General features: G+C 43.4%; 10 protein-coding genes and 1 tRNA gene. 8 read left to right on the top strand and 3 right to left on the bottom strand.

Translation table 11 applies throughout. From position 1 onward, the window contains the following. Positions 1–130 precede the first annotated feature (130 nt). On the bottom strand, positions 131–736 hold the full coding sequence (thrH, locus tag FXZ76_RS01035) for a bifunctional phosphoserine phosphatase/homoserine phosphotransferase ThrH (protein WP_079535283.1): 606 nt from the start codon (positions 734–736) through the stop codon (positions 131–133). 103 nt (positions 737–839) lie between these two features. Between thrH and FXZ76_RS01030 the strand changes: the two genes are divergently transcribed. From FXZ76_RS01030 to FXZ76_RS01000, 7 genes are all read left to right on the top strand, one after another. Then, positions 840–2,339: a lysylphosphatidylglycerol synthase transmembrane domain-containing protein gene (locus tag FXZ76_RS01030; protein ID WP_079535282.1), complete on the top strand. Its 1,500-nt coding sequence runs from the start codon at positions 840–842 to the stop codon at positions 2,337–2,339. Between the two features lie 23 nt (positions 2,340–2,362). After that, positions 2,363–2,674, top strand: coding sequence for an Asp-tRNA(Asn)/Glu-tRNA(Gln) amidotransferase subunit GatC (gene gatC / locus FXZ76_RS01025; RefSeq protein WP_079535281.1), 312 nt, complete (start codon positions 2,363–2,365; stop codon positions 2,672–2,674). Continuing rightward, positions 2,674–4,149, top strand: a complete 1,476-nt coding sequence (gatA, locus tag FXZ76_RS01020) for an Asp-tRNA(Asn)/Glu-tRNA(Gln) amidotransferase subunit GatA (RefSeq protein WP_079535280.1) — start codon at positions 2,674–2,676, stop codon at positions 4,147–4,149. Before gatC ends, gatA begins: the two co-directional genes overlap by 1 nt. Positions 4,150–4,260: 111 nt before the next feature. Beyond that, on the top strand, positions 4,261–5,835 hold the full coding sequence (gatB, locus tag FXZ76_RS01015; protein ID WP_079535279.1) for an Asp-tRNA(Asn)/Glu-tRNA(Gln) amidotransferase subunit GatB: 1,575 nt from the start codon (positions 4,261–4,263) through the stop codon (positions 5,833–5,835). Positions 5,836–5,889: 54 nt separating this feature from the next. Next, a tRNA-Thr gene (locus tag FXZ76_RS01010) sits at positions 5,890–5,965 on the top strand. 16 nt (positions 5,966–5,981) lie between these two features. Beyond that, positions 5,982–7,235: a glycosyltransferase gene (locus tag FXZ76_RS01005; protein ID WP_079535278.1), complete on the top strand. Its 1,254-nt coding sequence runs from the start codon at positions 5,982–5,984 to the stop codon at positions 7,233–7,235. Next, positions 7,228–8,394: a histidine kinase gene (locus FXZ76_RS01000; protein ID WP_079535277.1), complete on the top strand. Its 1,167-nt coding sequence runs from the start codon at positions 7,228–7,230 to the stop codon at positions 8,392–8,394. Before FXZ76_RS01005 ends, FXZ76_RS01000 begins: the two co-directional genes overlap by 8 nt. Here the strand turns inward: FXZ76_RS01000 and ppk1 are convergent. Next, complete coding sequence (gene ppk1, locus FXZ76_RS00995) at positions 8,366–11,029, bottom strand: polyphosphate kinase 1 (RefSeq protein WP_079535276.1); 2,664 nt, start codon at positions 11,027–11,029, stop codon at positions 8,366–8,368. The genes FXZ76_RS01000 and ppk1 overlap by 29 nt on opposite strands. A 92-nt stretch (positions 11,030–11,121) precedes the next feature. Between ppk1 and aspS the strand changes: the two genes are divergently transcribed. Further along, the gene (aspS, locus tag FXZ76_RS00990) at positions 11,122–12,900 is read left to right on the top strand and encodes an aspartate--tRNA ligase (RefSeq protein ID WP_079535275.1); all 1,779 of its coding nucleotides are present in this window, start codon (positions 11,122–11,124) and stop codon (positions 12,898–12,900) included. A gap of 284 nt (positions 12,901–13,184) precedes the next feature. Here aspS and FXZ76_RS00985 read toward each other — a convergent pair whose 3' ends face one another. Continuing rightward, positions 13,185–15,566 carry a heavy metal translocating P-type ATPase gene (locus FXZ76_RS00985; protein ID WP_079535274.1) on the bottom strand — a complete coding sequence of 794 codons (2,382 nt, stop codon included), beginning with the start codon at positions 15,564–15,566 and terminating at the stop codon, positions 13,185–13,187. Between the last annotated feature and the right edge of the window lie 67 nt (positions 15,567–15,633).

The raw sequence follows: 15,633 nt of genomic DNA, 5'->3' as shown, positions 1-15,633 counted from the left end.
GATTGCACTTGGCGCACGAATTCTGGCTTTGTTTTAATTAGTTTGTAATGTAAATGAGGTTGGCGAGAGCCACCACTACGCAGAAGTGAACGTCTGCGTTTTTCGATGGTGGCTCACGTATTTTAAACTTTTAAGCGAACCAGGCCTCTTTTATGAGAGCAAGCAGTTCATCGTAGGTGTCGGCTGTTTGTATCTGAGGATATTTTTCCTTAATCTCATCGGTTGTGTTGAAAAGGAAGCCATGTTTTGATGCTTGAATCATGCCGAGGTCGTTGTAGGAATCGCCAGAGCAAATAGTGTCAATGCCGACGCTTTGAAATGCTTTGACTGTTGAGAGTTTAGTTTCATCGCAGCGCATGTTCCACCCGATAACCATGTCATTTTCATCAACGACAAGTTGGTTACAAATGATTGTTGGGTAGTCGAGTCTCTTGCGAATTGGCTCGATGAATTGTGTGAAAGTGTCACTCAAAATGCAGAACTGTGCAAATGATTTTAGTTCGTTTAGGAAATCGACAGCTCCTTCCATTGGATCCATTTGTTCAATGACTTTACGAATTGTAGAAAGAGTGATTTTGTTTTCCTTCATGAATTTGCTTCGCATCGCATAAAGCTCATTTGTGTCTTGATAATCACGTGTTGTTTTCGAGAGCTCAGGAACGTTGGTTGCTTTTGCAACTTCGGGCCAAATTTCTGGCCAAATTACATTTTCCATGTCTAGACAAACAAGTTTCATCAAACTCTCCTTAGATTGAAATCAAATGCGCGTTTAGTCTATCATATATAGATAGGTTAATTCGAGTATAGTGCGGTCAAGCGCCAATTCAAAAAAGGAAAAGATGAAAAAGGCCCTTCTCATTGTTGTTGGAATTGTGGCTGTTTGCGCTTTGCTTGCAAATGTCGATTTTTTTTCTAATTTTCTAGACACAATGAAAACGGGTTCTTTTGTTCCCCTCGTAGTTTCTGTCATATTAATGCTCGCGCGTCATTTTGTGCAGGCATTGTCCTATGACGCAGCCTTTGAAGCCGTCGGCAAGGCGACTGGGATTTGGCACAACATCGTGTTAATTTTCTCCCTTGTGTTCATCAACACTTTTTGCCTTTTTAGCGGGGCGACTGGCGTTGCATTTATCATCGACGATGCTCACAGGGAGGGCCTTGATGCTGGTCAGGCGACCGGCGGCGCGCTCTTGTCTCAAATAGGCTATTTCGCAGCCGTTTTTGTGATTTCTGTTACTGGATTCATAACTATGTTTGTTAGTGGGCACACAAACACTTTATTTGTTGCAGGTGGCGTGCTGCTCGCATTAGTGCTTGTTTGTTTGTCGAGCCTTTTCTTTTTTGGGCACTTCAAGCCCCGCATTGTTTACAAAATTTTCATGAATTTGGAAATTATTATTAACAAAATTCTTGGGGTTTTCAAAAAATCACTAAAACCTGCATGGGGTCGTCACATTGGTCACTCAATGCGCAACACAAGCAATCTTTTGGCGAAAAATCCAAAGGGCGCAGCAATTACGATTGCCTATGCATCTCTCTCAGCAGTTCTCAACATGGCTTGTCTTGTTGCAATTGGCTATGCGTTTGGCTTTGAACACGTAGAAGGGCTAATTGCGGCATTTGCGGTTGCAGCAATTTCAGTTCTTTTGAGTCCTACGCCTCAAGGAGTTGGCGTCGTTGAAGCAGCCATCATTGCAATCCTTTCCATTTATGGATGTCCAATTGGTGCATCAACTGCAATTGCTTTGGTTTATCGAGGAATCATGTTTTGGATTCCTTTTGCGATTGGCGCTGTTCTTCTTTCCCAATCGGGCTTTTTCAAATCAGAAAAGTCAGAAACCGAAGAACAGAAAGCGCGCGATATTGCATGGGTTATGGGAACGTTGGTGTTCATTGTTGGTGCCGTAAACATTTTCCTCACGTTCTTCCCAAGTTTGTTTACACCATTTACTTCGTTGACGTCGTGGATTGATTTAAGCGTTTTGTTCGTTGGTGTTCCACTTGTTTTAGTTTCCCTTTTGCTCGTGCTTTGTGCTGTTGGTCTTGTCATGCGAATTCGAACTGCTTGGGCTGTCACAATTTCTGTGCTCATGACAGTTGGAGGCTGGCTATTTCTTTTCTCTGGAACTTGGCAAGTTGGCTTTGCATCACTGTTTCTTGCAGGCCTTTTGTTTTGGCAAAGAGAAGTTTTTGATAGACCTTTCGATTCAATCCAGGTTAAAGCAGGCAATGAGTATGAATGGGAAGCTAAAGCTCGACATGGCGAAGAGTTGCGCAATAGATACATTAAGCAGGGCGACCATTCTGCCAGTGATGATAAAGTTAATAACGACAATTAAATAGTTGTTTGTGAGGGTTAATTATGACTGAACATTTGACACAAAATGATATGCGTGAAATTGCAGAGTACACGCGCATTGGAGTTGACGATAGTGAGTTAGAGAAGCTAACTTTCGAGCTCAATTCGATTATCGATGAGCTTGAGCCAATTCGCCAGTATGACCTAGAAGGTGTCGAGCCAACATTTCACCCGATTGGTGGGCTCTCCAATGTTGATCGCGAAGACGTTCCTGTTGAAGGGTTTTCACAAGTTGAGGCTCTTGAGAACGCGCCAAAAACAAGAGACGGTTCATTTTTAATTCCTTCTATTCTTGGTGAGGGAGGAGATCGTTAATGTATCAATTCAACACAAAAACATTTACTGCTGTTGATTACATGATTCATTTAAAGGAGCGAGCTTTTCGCGCAACTGACATTGTGGAAAACACTTTCAATGTGATTGAGGAGCTCGAACAGAAGTTAAATTGTTTCACAGAAATAACAAAAGAAGCAGCTTTAAATGCCGCTAAAGCAACTGATGATCGCGTTAAGGACCACACTTTTGGTGAAGGGAAAACTCTTGATGGCGTGCCTGTCGCTTTTAAAGACAACATGAACATGCTGGGCACATTTACTACCTGCTCTTCACAAATGTTAAAGAACTACAAATCGACCTACACCGCAACATGCGTTGAAGACTTGCTTGAGGAAGGTGCTTTGCCAATTGGCAAACTTAACATGGATGAGTTCGCCTTTGGCTCTTCCACTGAGACTTCTGTGTTTGGGCCGAGCAAAAACCCTCATGACACAAGCCGTGTTCCAGGCGGATCTTCTGGAGGAAGCGCTGCGGCTGTAGCTGCGGGATATGTTCCAATCGCACTTGGCTCTGACACTGGAGGTTCAATTCGTCAACCTGCTTCTCTTTGTGGCATTATTGGAATCAAACCGACATATGGACTTGTTTCTCGCTATGGAGTGGTGGCTTTTGGAAGTTCTCTTGATCAGGTTGGTCCTTTTGCAAGAACGATGGCAGATGCTGCTCTTGCAATGAATTCGCTGTGTAAAAAAGACCCAAAGGATTGCACTTCTCAAGGAAGCAAAACCGACTTCACGACTGTCATTGACGGCAACGTTAAAGGGATGAAAATTGGAATTGTTAAATCATTCCTAGATGCTGAAGGCCTCACTTCTGAGGTAAAACACAAAATTGAGGAAACGGCAAAAGTTTTGGAAGAGGCTGGAGCACAAATTATAGAAATTGAGCTTCCAAACGCAAAAGCTGCAATTTCTGCATACTATGTTTTAGGGCCTTGCGAGGCATTTTCAAACCTTGCGCGTTTCGATTCAGTTAGATATGGCTACTGCGATGAAGGTCATGCTGATCTTGCTTCGCAATATGAAGCCAGCCGCAAAGCAGGCTTTGGTAAGGAAGCGCGTCGAAGGATCTTCTTAGGGTCCTATCTTTTGAGCGCAGGAGTTTATGAGCAATATTACTATCCAGCGCAGCAGGTCCGTACATTAATAACAAATGATTACAAGCAAGCTTTCGAAAAGGTCGACTGCATTTTGGCACCAGCTTCTCCGCGCACTGCTTTTAAGTTTGGAGAAATATCAGATCCAGCTCAAATGTATTTGAGCGATATGTTCACGATTTCTATCAACATTGCGGGCAATGGTGGAATGAGTTTCCCAGTTGGATTTGGGGAGGACACGAATCTTCCAATTGGTGCGCAACTCATAGCACCTGCGTTTAAAGATGAGAACATGTTGCGTGTGGCTTCTGCATTAGAAAAGCATTATGGTCCTGCCGAAATTGCCGAGGTCAAATAGCTTTTTTAACGTCTTTTGCAATTAAGGCGTTTTAAGTTGACAAAAGGGTTATCGCGTGAGTTTTTTAATTTATGTTCGCTTGAAATGAGATTTTAAAAAGAGGATTTCGATATGAAGACGTTGGAAGAAGTTTTAGAAAAGTGGGAGCCAGTCATTGGTCTTGAGGTTCATGCAGAACTCACCACTTTGAAAACAAAGATGTTTTGCGGGTGTGAGCTTTCGTTTGGCGATGAACCAAACACTCACACTTGTCCAGTTTGCCTGGGCATGCCTGGAGCGTTGCCTGTGCCAAACAAAGCTGCGATTGAATCTATTGTTCTCGCTGGATTGGCAACTAATTGCGACATTGAAAAGCACTCAATGTTTTATCGCAAAAACTATGTTTATCCCGACATGTCTAAAAACTTTCAAACAACGCAAGGGCCAGTTGCCTTCTGCATGAGAGGTCATCTTGAACTTGATGTCGATGCAAAAAATTCTGGGGAGCGCTATGGCGTTGACAAAATGAGCAAGGGCGATGTTTGCGAAAACATTGTTAAAACCGACAACGGCTATCGTGCACATGTTGGCATCACCCGAATTCACATGGAAGAAGACGCTGGCAAAATGATTCACATCGGTGGAGGCGAGGGCCGCATTGCTGGCGCCACCAATTCTTTGGTTGACTACAATCGCGCGGGCACACCTCTAATTGAGTTGGTTACAGAGCCTGATCTTCGCACCCCTGAAGAAGCGCGACTATTCATGCAGAAATTGCGACAAATTTATTTGGCTATTGGAATTAGCGATTGCTCTATGGAGAAAGGCTCGCTCAGATGTGACGGGAACATATCATTGCGCAAGCGCGGAACAACGGAGTTTGGAACAAAAACAGAACTCAAAAACATCAATTCATTCAAAAGTTTGCACGACGGTCTTTATTATGAAATTCTTCGTCAAGCGCAGGCTCTTGAAGATGGAGAAGCAATTCGGCAGGAAACTAGACATTGGGACCCAAGCGCTAAGCGAACGATTGTGATGCGCGTCAAAGAAACAGCCGATGACTATCGCCTTTTCCCTGAACCAGACTTGGCGCCTTTTGATTTGAGTGACGAATACATTGAAAATGTGAGAAAGAAGCTTCCGGAATTGCCTGATCAAAAAGCAAAACGCTTTGAGGAGAATTTTGGGCTTTCTGAATATGACGCACGTCATTTGATTGAACATCGTGAAACATGCAAATTGTTTGAAGACGCAATTGCTGTTGCCAAAGATGCAAACGACGAATTTGCAAAGGGTCTCGCTAACATAATCATCAATGACATTTCTGGTTGGTTAAACGCCGATGAATCAAATGACCTCTCGACTTCGCCATTTACTGCAAAGCGAATTGCTGATCTTGTTTACCTTTCCACTTCTGGCAGAATTTCAAAAGCTCAGCAGAAAACAGTGTTTGCGGCGATTCTTGAAGAGGACAAAGATCCTGCAGTTATCGTTTCCGAGAAAGGATTGGAGCAAGTCTCCGACACTGGGGCTATTGAGGCTGTCGTTGATAAAGTACTGGCTGCTAATCCTGATAAAGTGGAACAATATAGAGGCGGGAAAACAGGTCTCATCGGGTTTTTTGTTGGACAGTGCATGAAGGAAATGCAAGGTAAAGGCGACCCTAAGCTCATTAATAAAACTCTTGCAGAAAAGCTAGCCTAGGCGCTGTCTGTTATAATGGTCTAACTCTAAAAGCACGTATGCATAGGCAATCAAGCCAACGTGGCTCAGTTGGTAGAGCAGCTCACTCGTAATGAGCAGGTCACCGGTTCAAGTCCGGTCGTTGGCTCCATTTTTTTGGAGAAATAATGAATCCAGTTACAATCATTCCCACCTATGTTTCCAACCCAAGGCGTCAAGATGGGGATCAGAAAATCTTGACTCAATATGATCACATGACGCCTTTAAATGAAGAGGGTGAACTTGATCGCTGTTTAAAGTCGATTGCGAAAGTTGACAACTCAGGTCTTGTAATCATTCTTGTTGTTGCGCAAGCGGGAATTGAAGAAGTAGCGCTCGAAAAAATCAAACGCACTGCTGCTAATAACCCCGATGTCCCTACCATGGTCGTTGGCACACCTCAGGTTGACTTGTTAAAGCGTCGCCTCGAGCAAATTGGAGAGGTTGAAATTGCGCGCAAAATAAAGCTGGTTGGTTATGGAAACGTGCGAAATGTCGGACTCATTTTGGCACAAGCGTTTGGTTTTGATGCTGTTATATTCATCGACGATGATGAAATAATTGAAGATCCTGACTTTTTCAAAAAGGCAGTTTATGGGCTTGGAAAGCTCACACCGACGGGAATACCGATTCTTGTAAAAAGTGGTTATTACATTAATCAGCAAGGCACTCATTTTTCTACATGGGAGGATGCCTGGTATAACAAGTTTTGGCAGCAAGGGCATGCTTTCAATGAATGGATTGCGGGTGCCATGGGTGGAGCTAGGTTAACTCGTTCAAACCATGTTTGTGGCGGCTGCTTTGCAATCCACAAAGAAGCGTTTTCTCGCATGAGCTTTGATCCATACATTGCGCGAGGAGAAGACCTTGACTATCTCTTGAACTTGAGAATGCATGGTTCCGATGTTTGGTTTGATAACAAGTGGTGGCTTCGACACATGCCTCCAGCAACCAAAAGTGAGGGCAGGCGTTTTCGTCAAGACATTTATCGATGGCTTTATGAGCAAGCAAAGATTGAATTTAGCTGGGCTAACATCGATTTGCAGAAGGTGACAGCTGCATCATTGATGCCTTATCCAGGTGCCATGCTTGGAAAAGGACTCAAAGGGCGCATTGGCCTCACAGCTCGATTGAGATCTTTCGGAAGGCCAGACCGCAAAGAGTATGCAGCTGCCGCGCGCGCTGCTAAGCGTGATGCAGTTGATTATGCGGAAAGAAATTGCACAAAATATTTTGACCATGCAAGGCTGTGGCCTAAGATGATGAAAGCAATTGATAGTGACAGAGTTGTGTCATCTCAAATTCTGTCAATGACAACTGAAATTCCGCGACGCGAAATTGACCCTGGTGAAACTTGTGAAATTCAATTAAACATTGGCTAACTATAGTAGACAAATTGATACCCAAAAGCTCAATAAAGAGGAAGATGAACGCGCGGCTTTAATTGAAGAAATGTTGTCGTTGTCTTCTGCAATGGTTGAAGCACTCCGTTTTGGATATGACGAAAATTCAGCGGAACTCATCTGCAGTATGCTGTTGCCCTACACTAACGCTGATGCAATCTCGATTACCGATAAAGAAAATGTTTTGGCCTATGTTGGTTTTTTGCAGGAAGACTATCCGCAAGGGTGCCAAATTCGAACGAAAGTAACACACCAAGTTTTAAAAGATGGCATGAGCCGAACTGTTCTTAATGAGGATGAAATTGGTTTTCCTGCCGCAAGACACAAAATTAACGCTGCCATTGTTGAACCTTTGATTGTTAGTCGCAATGCGATTGGGGTTTTGAAATTCTATTTTAAAAGCGCTACGCAGGTTAATAAATCACAAAGAATGATTGCAAAAGGATTTTCTCGTTTAATTTCAACTCAAATTGCAGCGCATGAAACTGAGCATCAACGAGAGTTGAACACCCTGATGGAATTGAAGGTTTTGCAAAGTCAAATCAATCCACATTTTCTTTTTAATACCATTAACACCATCACATCGCTCACTCGCACCAATCCAGAAAAAGCTCGAGAGATGCTGAGAGATTTTGCTGGTTTTTACCGAGCTGCGCTTGAGCAAGATGCAGAAACTATTTCGCTTGGGAAAGAGCTTGAAAACACGCGTCGCTATGTTGGATTGCAACAAATGCGTTTTGGTGAAGATCGTCTCATTTATAAAGAAGATGTCGATGAAGAGCTTTTTACTCGCTTTTATCTTCCGCCTTTTTTGTTTCAGCCAATAGTTGAAAATTCAATTCTTCATGCAATGCCGATGCAGGGTCCAATGACGATTAGAATTGTCGCTGAAAAGAAAGATAAAAACCTGCTGATTTGCATTTCCGATGATGGAAAGGGAATGCCACAAGAACTTGCTGACAAGTTGTTTCATTCAACAGAAAAAGACCGGCAATCAGCCGGTCTTGGGATGGCGTTAAAAAATGTAAACAGCCGCGTTGTTGGTTATTTCGGACGACGCGGAAACATAAAAGTTAAAAGCGAAGTTGGCAAAGGCACAACAACCACTTTTATTTTTCCTTTTTCCTTAACTGCCTGAGTTTTTCAATAGGATTCATGTCGCTTCTTGAAGGCATTTTGAAGGTGTTCTCTTCTGGGAACAATTTCAGGAATTCGTTCATGGTGTTTGATGGGTTTTTCATGTCCTCGTTTCGAAGGCCGTGCTTCTTTGCGACTTGTTCTGGCAATTCAATTTTGTTTGTTTTAGCTGCTTTTGCACTTACTTTTTTTATTGACTCAAACGTTGCTTTTTTTGCAGCTTTGTTCATTTCTGAAACTTTTCGAACATCAATTTGTTCTGTCTTTGCAGTTGAGCTTGCTTTCTTTTTCTTGTGCGTTTTTCCCTGATTCTTTTCTTTTTCTTCTTTCTCAATTCGAGGATTGTTGGTTGCTTCAGAAACTTCCTCTTCAATTTCGGAAAGGATTAGTTCAGTCAATGCATTGTGGAAGTTTTCATTGTTTCCTGGCCAAATGCTGCCTGCCCTACGAGCAGTTTCACTAATCAGCTTCTGTTGTGAGTCAATCTCTGGTTCGCCTTCTCTGCGGAAAAAACGAAGTGGCGTGTAGGTACCGTCAGATTTTAGTGCTCGCAGTTTTTCTGTGTCGGAAAGACAAACTCCACAATATTCCAGAATCTTGTCTTTGAGTTTTTCGTTTCTCATTTCCCAAGCAACCTCAACACGCTTGTTTAGGTTTCGGGTCATGAGATCGGCTGACGACAAATAGATTTTAACGTCGCCGTTCATTGGTCCAAAAATGTAAATTCGTGAGTGTTCCAACAGGCGACCAACAATGCTAACCACGCAAATGTTGTCGGTGTAGCCTTTTATGCCAGGCAAAATGCAGCTGATGCCTCGCACAAGAAGTGTAGTTTCGACGCCTGCTTGTGAAGCTTCAACGAGTTTTTTAATTACGCTCTCGTCGGTGATAGAGTTCGTTTTAAAGAAGAGCCCTGCTGGCTTGCCTTCTTTTTGTAGCTTAATTTGCTCGTCAATTCCTTTAATGATGTTTTTCTTGATTTGGAGTGGAGCTACCCACAAATCTTTGTATTCATCTGAAAGCGTTTCCATCTGCATGTTTTGGAAGAACGAAACAGCGTCGCGACCGATGCTTGGGTCGGCAGTGATGAAGCAAAGGTCAGTGTAGAGTTTTGCCGTTTTTTCGTTGTAGTTGCCAGTGCCCAACTGTGTAATGTATTGCAAACTTGTGGGGGTTTTGCGAGTAATTAGGCAGATTTTTGAATGAACTTTAAAATCTCTAAAACCATAAATAACGTTGCAGCCAGCTTCCTCGAACCGCTGTGACCATTCGATGTTGTTTGATTCATCAAAGCGTGCACGAAGTTCAAAGAGTGCAGTCACTTCTTTGCCGTTTTCTGCGGCAGAAATCAGAGCTTCTGCAAGTTTTGAGTGCGATGCCAAGCGATAAAGTGTGATTTTAATTGATATGACTGCTGGATCAACAGCTGCCTCTTTCAATAACATCACGAGTGAATCCATCGATTCATATGGATAAGAAACAAGGAACTCGTTGCTTTGAAGCTGGTTTATGATGCTTCTGTTTTTGTTGATTGCGATTGGCCATTGCGGTGTGAATGGTGTGTTTGAAAGACGCTCAGCAAGGCTGTTGTTTTTGATGTGACTTTTGAGGGAATAGGTGTAGGACATGTCAAGAGGCACTTCCGTCACATACATCTGATTGTCTTCAAGTTCAAGACGTTCACTCAGCGTTTTGCGAACTACTTCTGAGAGAGGACGAGCACTCTCTAGACGCACAGGGTGCAAACGAGAACGCTTCTTTAAGATTCGCTTCATGTGTTCGCGATAATCGACACCTTGCTCCTCTTCGCCTTCAACAACATCGAGGTCGGCATTGCGAGTGACACAAATAATGTTTGTGTGCTTGACTTTATACATGCTAAAAATTTCTTCAGCATATTTATCAATCAAATTTTCAAGCAGAATGAATTTAAATCCTGGGTCATCACTTGATGTTGGAAGTTCAATTATGCGTTGCACCTGTGGTGGAAGTGGGATGATGCCGAGCGTCACATTTTTTGCGCCGCTTGCCTTCACTTTTTTGTCGGCTTTTGTTTTTTTATCTTCGCCAGTTTTTGTTTCGTCACTTTGAGCTTTGTCGTTTAGGCGAACAACGATGTATATTTCCCCGTTTGAGAGATGTGGGAAAGGGTGTCGTGAATTGACAATTTGAGGTGAAAGAAATGGCTTTACATAGGCGCGGTACCAGTCTTTTAGATAACGCTTTTGATCGTTAGTCAAATCGTTCATGTCAACATGATTAATGCCCACTTCTTTTAGTTCATCTCGAACCTGTTTGTAGGTTTGTTCATATTGAGGATAGAGCTCATTGCATCTTGCATAGATTTTCTCTAGCTGTTGGGCTGGTGTCCATCCTGATTTTTTGTCAATAAGAGGGTCTTTCACAAGTGCCAAGTCGGACAGAGATCCAACACGAACCATGAAAAACTCTTGTAGATTGCTCCAAAAAATAGAGCAGAAGTTCATTCGCTCTAGCAGTGGGACGTCTGTGTCGCTCGCTTGCTCCAAAACACGCTTGTTGAATTCAAGCCAAGAAAGTTCACGGTTTTGAAAATAGGGTGGTGCTTTGTATTTTTCTTCTTGCGTGTAGAATGGTTGATTGTTTTCTTTAGACATAACTACCTCACCTGAATCATGCGTTAACTAGATTATACATGCCTCTGTGATAGAATATTTGGGTTAAAAACAAAGAGATAGCAGGAGTTTTGATGTCTGATTTTAAGAATGAATATTGCATGCACACTCACACCTGTGGCGAACTTCGCGCGAGCGACAATGGCGTTTCAGTGACACTTTGTGGTTGGGCTTGGCACACACGTGACCATGGCGGCCTCATTTTTGTTGACTTGCGTGACCGCTTTGGCTACACACAAATTGTTGTGGATCCCGATTGTGTTTCTGCAGAAGATTTTTCTGCAGCTGAACACCTCAGTCGTGAAGATGTAATCACTGTTAAAGGCAAGGTTCGTCTTCGTGGTGAAGATGCAGTAAACCCTGACATGGAAACAGGTGAAATAGAAGTTCTGGCTTCTGAGCTTAAAGTTTTGAATAAATCTCAAACACCTCCTTTCTCAATTGAAGACGGAATTGAAACTGATGAAACTACAAGGATGAAATGGCGCTATTTAGACATTCGTCGTCCTGAAATGTTCAAGCATCTTAAACTCCGCCACGAAGTAGTGACAGCTTTGAGAGGAGCTTTGAACAAGCGTGCGTTCATCGAGGTTGAAACTCCTATCCTTGCAAACTCAACGCCAGAGGGTGCGCGTGACTACATCGTTCCTTCCCGTCCAAACCCCGGCACTTTTTATGCGCTTCCACAGTCTCCTCAGCAGTTCAAGCAAATGCTCATGGCTGGTGGAATTGAACGCTATTATCAGATAGCAAAGTGCTTTAGAGATGAAGACCTTCGCGCCGATCGTCAGCCTGAGTTTACTCAGCTTGACGTTGAGATGAGTTTTGTTGACCAAAATGACGTAATGACAATGGCTGAAGATGTTCTGAAAGAAGCTCTTTCAGTCGCAGGAATCGAGCTCGAAACACCTCTTCCTCGCATGCCTTATGACGAGGCTATGGCACGTTTTGGATGCGATCGTCCTGATGTGCGCTTTGGCATGGAATTGCACGACATTACCGACATTGTTAAAGATTCAAACTTCAAGGTGTTTGCTTCTGTTGCTAAAAGTGGCGGAATCGTAAAAGCAATCAATTGCAAGGGTGCTGGCGACTGGAGCCGCGGCGACGTTGAAAAACTTGCCGACATTGCTGCCGACAATGGCGCAAAAGGAATGGCATGGATTGCGTTTACAACTTCTGGCGAAGAAAAAAGCCCAATCATTAAGTTCTTTAACGATGAAGAGTTTGCTTCTTTGAAGAGGGAAATGGAGGTTGAACCTGGTGATCTTCTTCTGTTTGCAGCCGACAAACCTGCTGTTGCAAATGCGGTTTTGAGCGCGCTTCGCTTGCACATGGCCGACCGCCTTGGAATCGACAAAGGTGAGCACAAATTCTTGTGGGTTGTTGACTTCCCAGCGTTTAAGCAAGATGAAGAAACAGGAAAATATGCTGCTGAGCACCACCCATTCACTCATGTTGCAGAACAAGACTTGGATAAAATCGAAAGCGATCCTCTTTCTTGCAAATCATATGCATATGACATTGTTATGGATGGATTTGAGCTCGGTGGAGGTTCCATTCGTATTCACAATTCAGAAGAGCAGCGTCGCGTCCTTCGCTTGTTTGGCTTGACCGATGAAGAAATTGACGAACGCTTTGGACACATGCTTCGCGCTCTTGAGCACGGCTGTCCACCTCATGGTGGCATTGCTCTCGGTCTTGACCGTTTGATTATGCTTCTTTCGGGAACTGACTCAATTCGTGATGTCATCGCATTCCCTAAGACTTCAAGCGCTTCTGACCCAATGACAGGGGCACCTAATGAGGTTTCATCACGACAGCTTAAGGAAGTTTCGCTAAAACTTGCATAATTTAGCTTTCATCGTTGTGGGGAGATTCATGGATTTCCCCACAACTTTTTTGTTAGCAATTGTCGTGTGCTTTTCGAGATGTTCTTAATGAACATCTTTTTTATTGATCCTCAAATTGGCTAGTCATCGTGCACGGTCTTTTTTTTGCACCACGCAAACTAGTGACACGAGCGATTTTAAAAATGCACTGATGTCTATTTCTCTTGAAAATCACTAGATTCAGCAATCTTTTTAGTTTTTATAATTAACGCAACAGCTAACTTCATTTACCTCATTTGGTGTGTTTACGCTTTTATTCGAAGTGCTCTCATTGCGTTTAGCACTGCAAGAACCATAACCCCAACATCAGCGAAGATGGCGAGATACATTGTGGCAATGCCAACTGCGCCGAGAATCAGACATGCAGCTTTAATTCCAAGCGCAAACACAATGTTTTCACGCACTATGCGCATTGCCTTTTTTGAAATAATGACAGCCTTTGAAATTGACAGAGGGTTGTCATCCATGAGAACCACGTCGGCAGCTTCAATGGCAGCGTCTGACCCCATTGCTCCCATCGCAATTCCAACATCGGCACGCATGAGAACAGGAGCATCGTTGATTCCGTCACCGACAAATGCAATGTTTGATTTTGCGTCAGACTTGGTTTCCTGCATCCTCTCGACTTCTTCAACTTTGTTTTCTGGAAGCAAGCTGGCATGCACCTCATCAATGCCGATCTGAGAAGCAACAAATTCTGCTGCTCCTTGGTTGTCGCCTGTGAGCATGACCGACTTGCGAACACCTTCGCGTTTCAATTCTGAAATTGCACGCGCACTAGTTTCTTTTACGACATCTGCAATTGTGATTGTTCCAGCGAAGGTGTCATCAACTGACACATATACAGTGCTGCCTTGTGTGGAGGCTGTCTTTACAGCTTCTGCATTAGCATTTGTAAATCCAGGTTTGCCAACCCTAACCGTGTGCTTCAGCACGTCTGCTTGAACGCCTTGAGCACTAGTTTCTGACTGGTTTTCAAGTCTGCTGCGGTCAAGTGGTGATGAAAGAGTTGCAACGATGCTTTTTGCGATTGGGTGAGAAGATGCGCTTTCGGCATAAGCAGCAAGCACCAAAAGTTTTCTCTGTTCTTCATCAAATTCGAGCTGAGGTGACAGCTTTTCGTCAATCTTAATGCCTTCTAGCGCTTTATCGTCTGCAATCGTTACATCGACGACCTTAAAGACACCTTGTGTTAATGTGCCTGTTTTATCGAACACAACTGTGTCAAGTTTCGAAAGTGCCTCAAGGTAGTTTGAACCTTTGACAAGAACTCCGTTTTTGCTTGCACACCCGATTCCTGCAAAGAATGAAAGCGGAATGCTGATAACGAGTGCACAAGGGCAACTGATTACAAGGAAGGTTAAAGCACGATAAATCCAATCGAGCCAGTTGGCACTTTCGCCCACAGCGGTGATTACGATTGAAGGAATGAGGGCCAGGCAGAGTGCTGCAATGCAGACCGCTGGAGTGTAGACTTTTGCAAATCTTGAGATGAACGCTTCGGAATGTGATTTGCGCTCGCTTGAGGTTTCAACAAGCTTTAAGATTTTTGAAACTGTTGATTCGCTGAAATGCTTTGTAGTTTTGATTTTTAAAACACCTGATGAACAAATGCACCCACTGATTATCTCATCCCCAACGTTTGCGGTGCGAGGAACACTTTCTCCCGTTAATGCGGAAGTGTCAATCGAAGATGATCCCTCAACAACAATGCCGTCTAGAGGAATTTTTTCGCCCGGGAAAACGATAATAATTGATCCGATTTCTAGGCTTTCAGGGTCAACTTTTTCAAGTTGTCCACTCTTCTCGACATTAGCATAATCGGGACGGATGTCCATGAGGTCGGTAATGTTTTTGCGACTCCTGCCGATAGCATAATCTTCAAACCAAGCTCCAAGTTGGAAAAAGACGATTACAGCAACTGCTTCTGTGAATTCCCCGTCACCCATGATTCCCATGAACACAGCACCTAAAGTGGCGACAACCATGAGGAAGTTTTCGTCAAAAACTCGGCCTTTGAGAATGTTTCTAAATGCGATTTTTAGGACTTTGTTGCCAATGTAAATGTAGTCAGCTCCATAAAGAAAGATGTTTGTGAAATAGGATGCCGTTGCTGCGGCATCCTCGTTTAGCCCAACAACGTTGGCCCAGAAACTCGGGATAATTGGTTCAAGCAGTTTGATAATGACGAGCGCAATGAATGCAACAATAACTCTTGTCAGTTTTTTCTTTTGCTTCTCTGTGAGCCCTTTTTCTGGCACTTTTGTGACGTCGAAAGTGCTGTCACCGCAACAGCAACAACAGCATTCGTCATCGTCGCAACAATCATCATCGCAACATCCACAACCACAGCTGTCGTGATGGTGCTCATGCTTATGTTCCTCACACCCGCATTCACAATGGTCTTGGTTGTGCTCATGTTTTTCGCCCCCACAGCTACAGTGATCTTGGTCGGCTTTACTGTGCTCATGCTCCTTGCAGCCGCAGCCACAAGTGTGATTGTGTTGATGTGCACTTTCGGTGGATTGTTCCTGAGCATGGTTCTCACGCCCGCATCCACAATGGTCAGTATTATGTGTGTTTTTTTCGGCGCCACAAGTGCAATTTTCATTATTCTCGGTGGTCATACAAAATCCCTTAAACAATCTTTTAATTAAACGATTGCTTAATCATAACACTAATAGATTAAATAAA

The sequence above is a fragment of the Phoenicibacter congonensis genome, from assembly GCF_902386915.1.
Classification (GTDB): Bacteria; Actinomycetota; Coriobacteriia; order Coriobacteriales; family Eggerthellaceae; genus Phoenicibacter; species Phoenicibacter congonensis.
This window is presented reverse-complemented; position numbering and strand designations above follow the sequence as displayed.

Excerpts from the sequence above, each read along its gene's own strand:
- FXZ76_RS01005 (WP_079535278.1), top strand. The coding sequence starts at position 5,982 with ATGAATCCAGTTACAATCATTCCCACCTATGTTTCCAACCCAAGGCGT.
- ppk1 (WP_079535276.1), bottom strand. The coding sequence starts at position 11,029 with ATGTCTAAAGAAAACAATCAACCATTCTACACGCAAGAAGAAAAATAC.
- FXZ76_RS01030 (WP_079535282.1), top strand. The coding sequence starts at position 840 with ATGAAAAAGGCCCTTCTCATTGTTGTTGGAATTGTGGCTGTTTGCGCT.
- aspS (WP_079535275.1), top strand. The coding sequence starts at position 11,122 with ATGTCTGATTTTAAGAATGAATATTGCATGCACACTCACACCTGTGGC.
- gatC (WP_079535281.1), top strand. The coding sequence starts at position 2,363 with ATGACTGAACATTTGACACAAAATGATATGCGTGAAATTGCAGAGTAC.
- FXZ76_RS00985 (WP_079535274.1), bottom strand. The coding sequence starts at position 15,566 with ATGACCACCGAGAATAATGAAAATTGCACTTGTGGCGCCGAAAAAAAC.
- gatB (WP_079535279.1), top strand. The coding sequence starts at position 4,261 with ATGAAGACGTTGGAAGAAGTTTTAGAAAAGTGGGAGCCAGTCATTGGT.
- gatA (WP_079535280.1), top strand. The coding sequence starts at position 2,674 with ATGTATCAATTCAACACAAAAACATTTACTGCTGTTGATTACATGATT.
- thrH (WP_079535283.1), bottom strand. The coding sequence starts at position 736 with ATGAAACTTGTTTGTCTAGACATGGAAAATGTAATTTGGCCAGAAATT.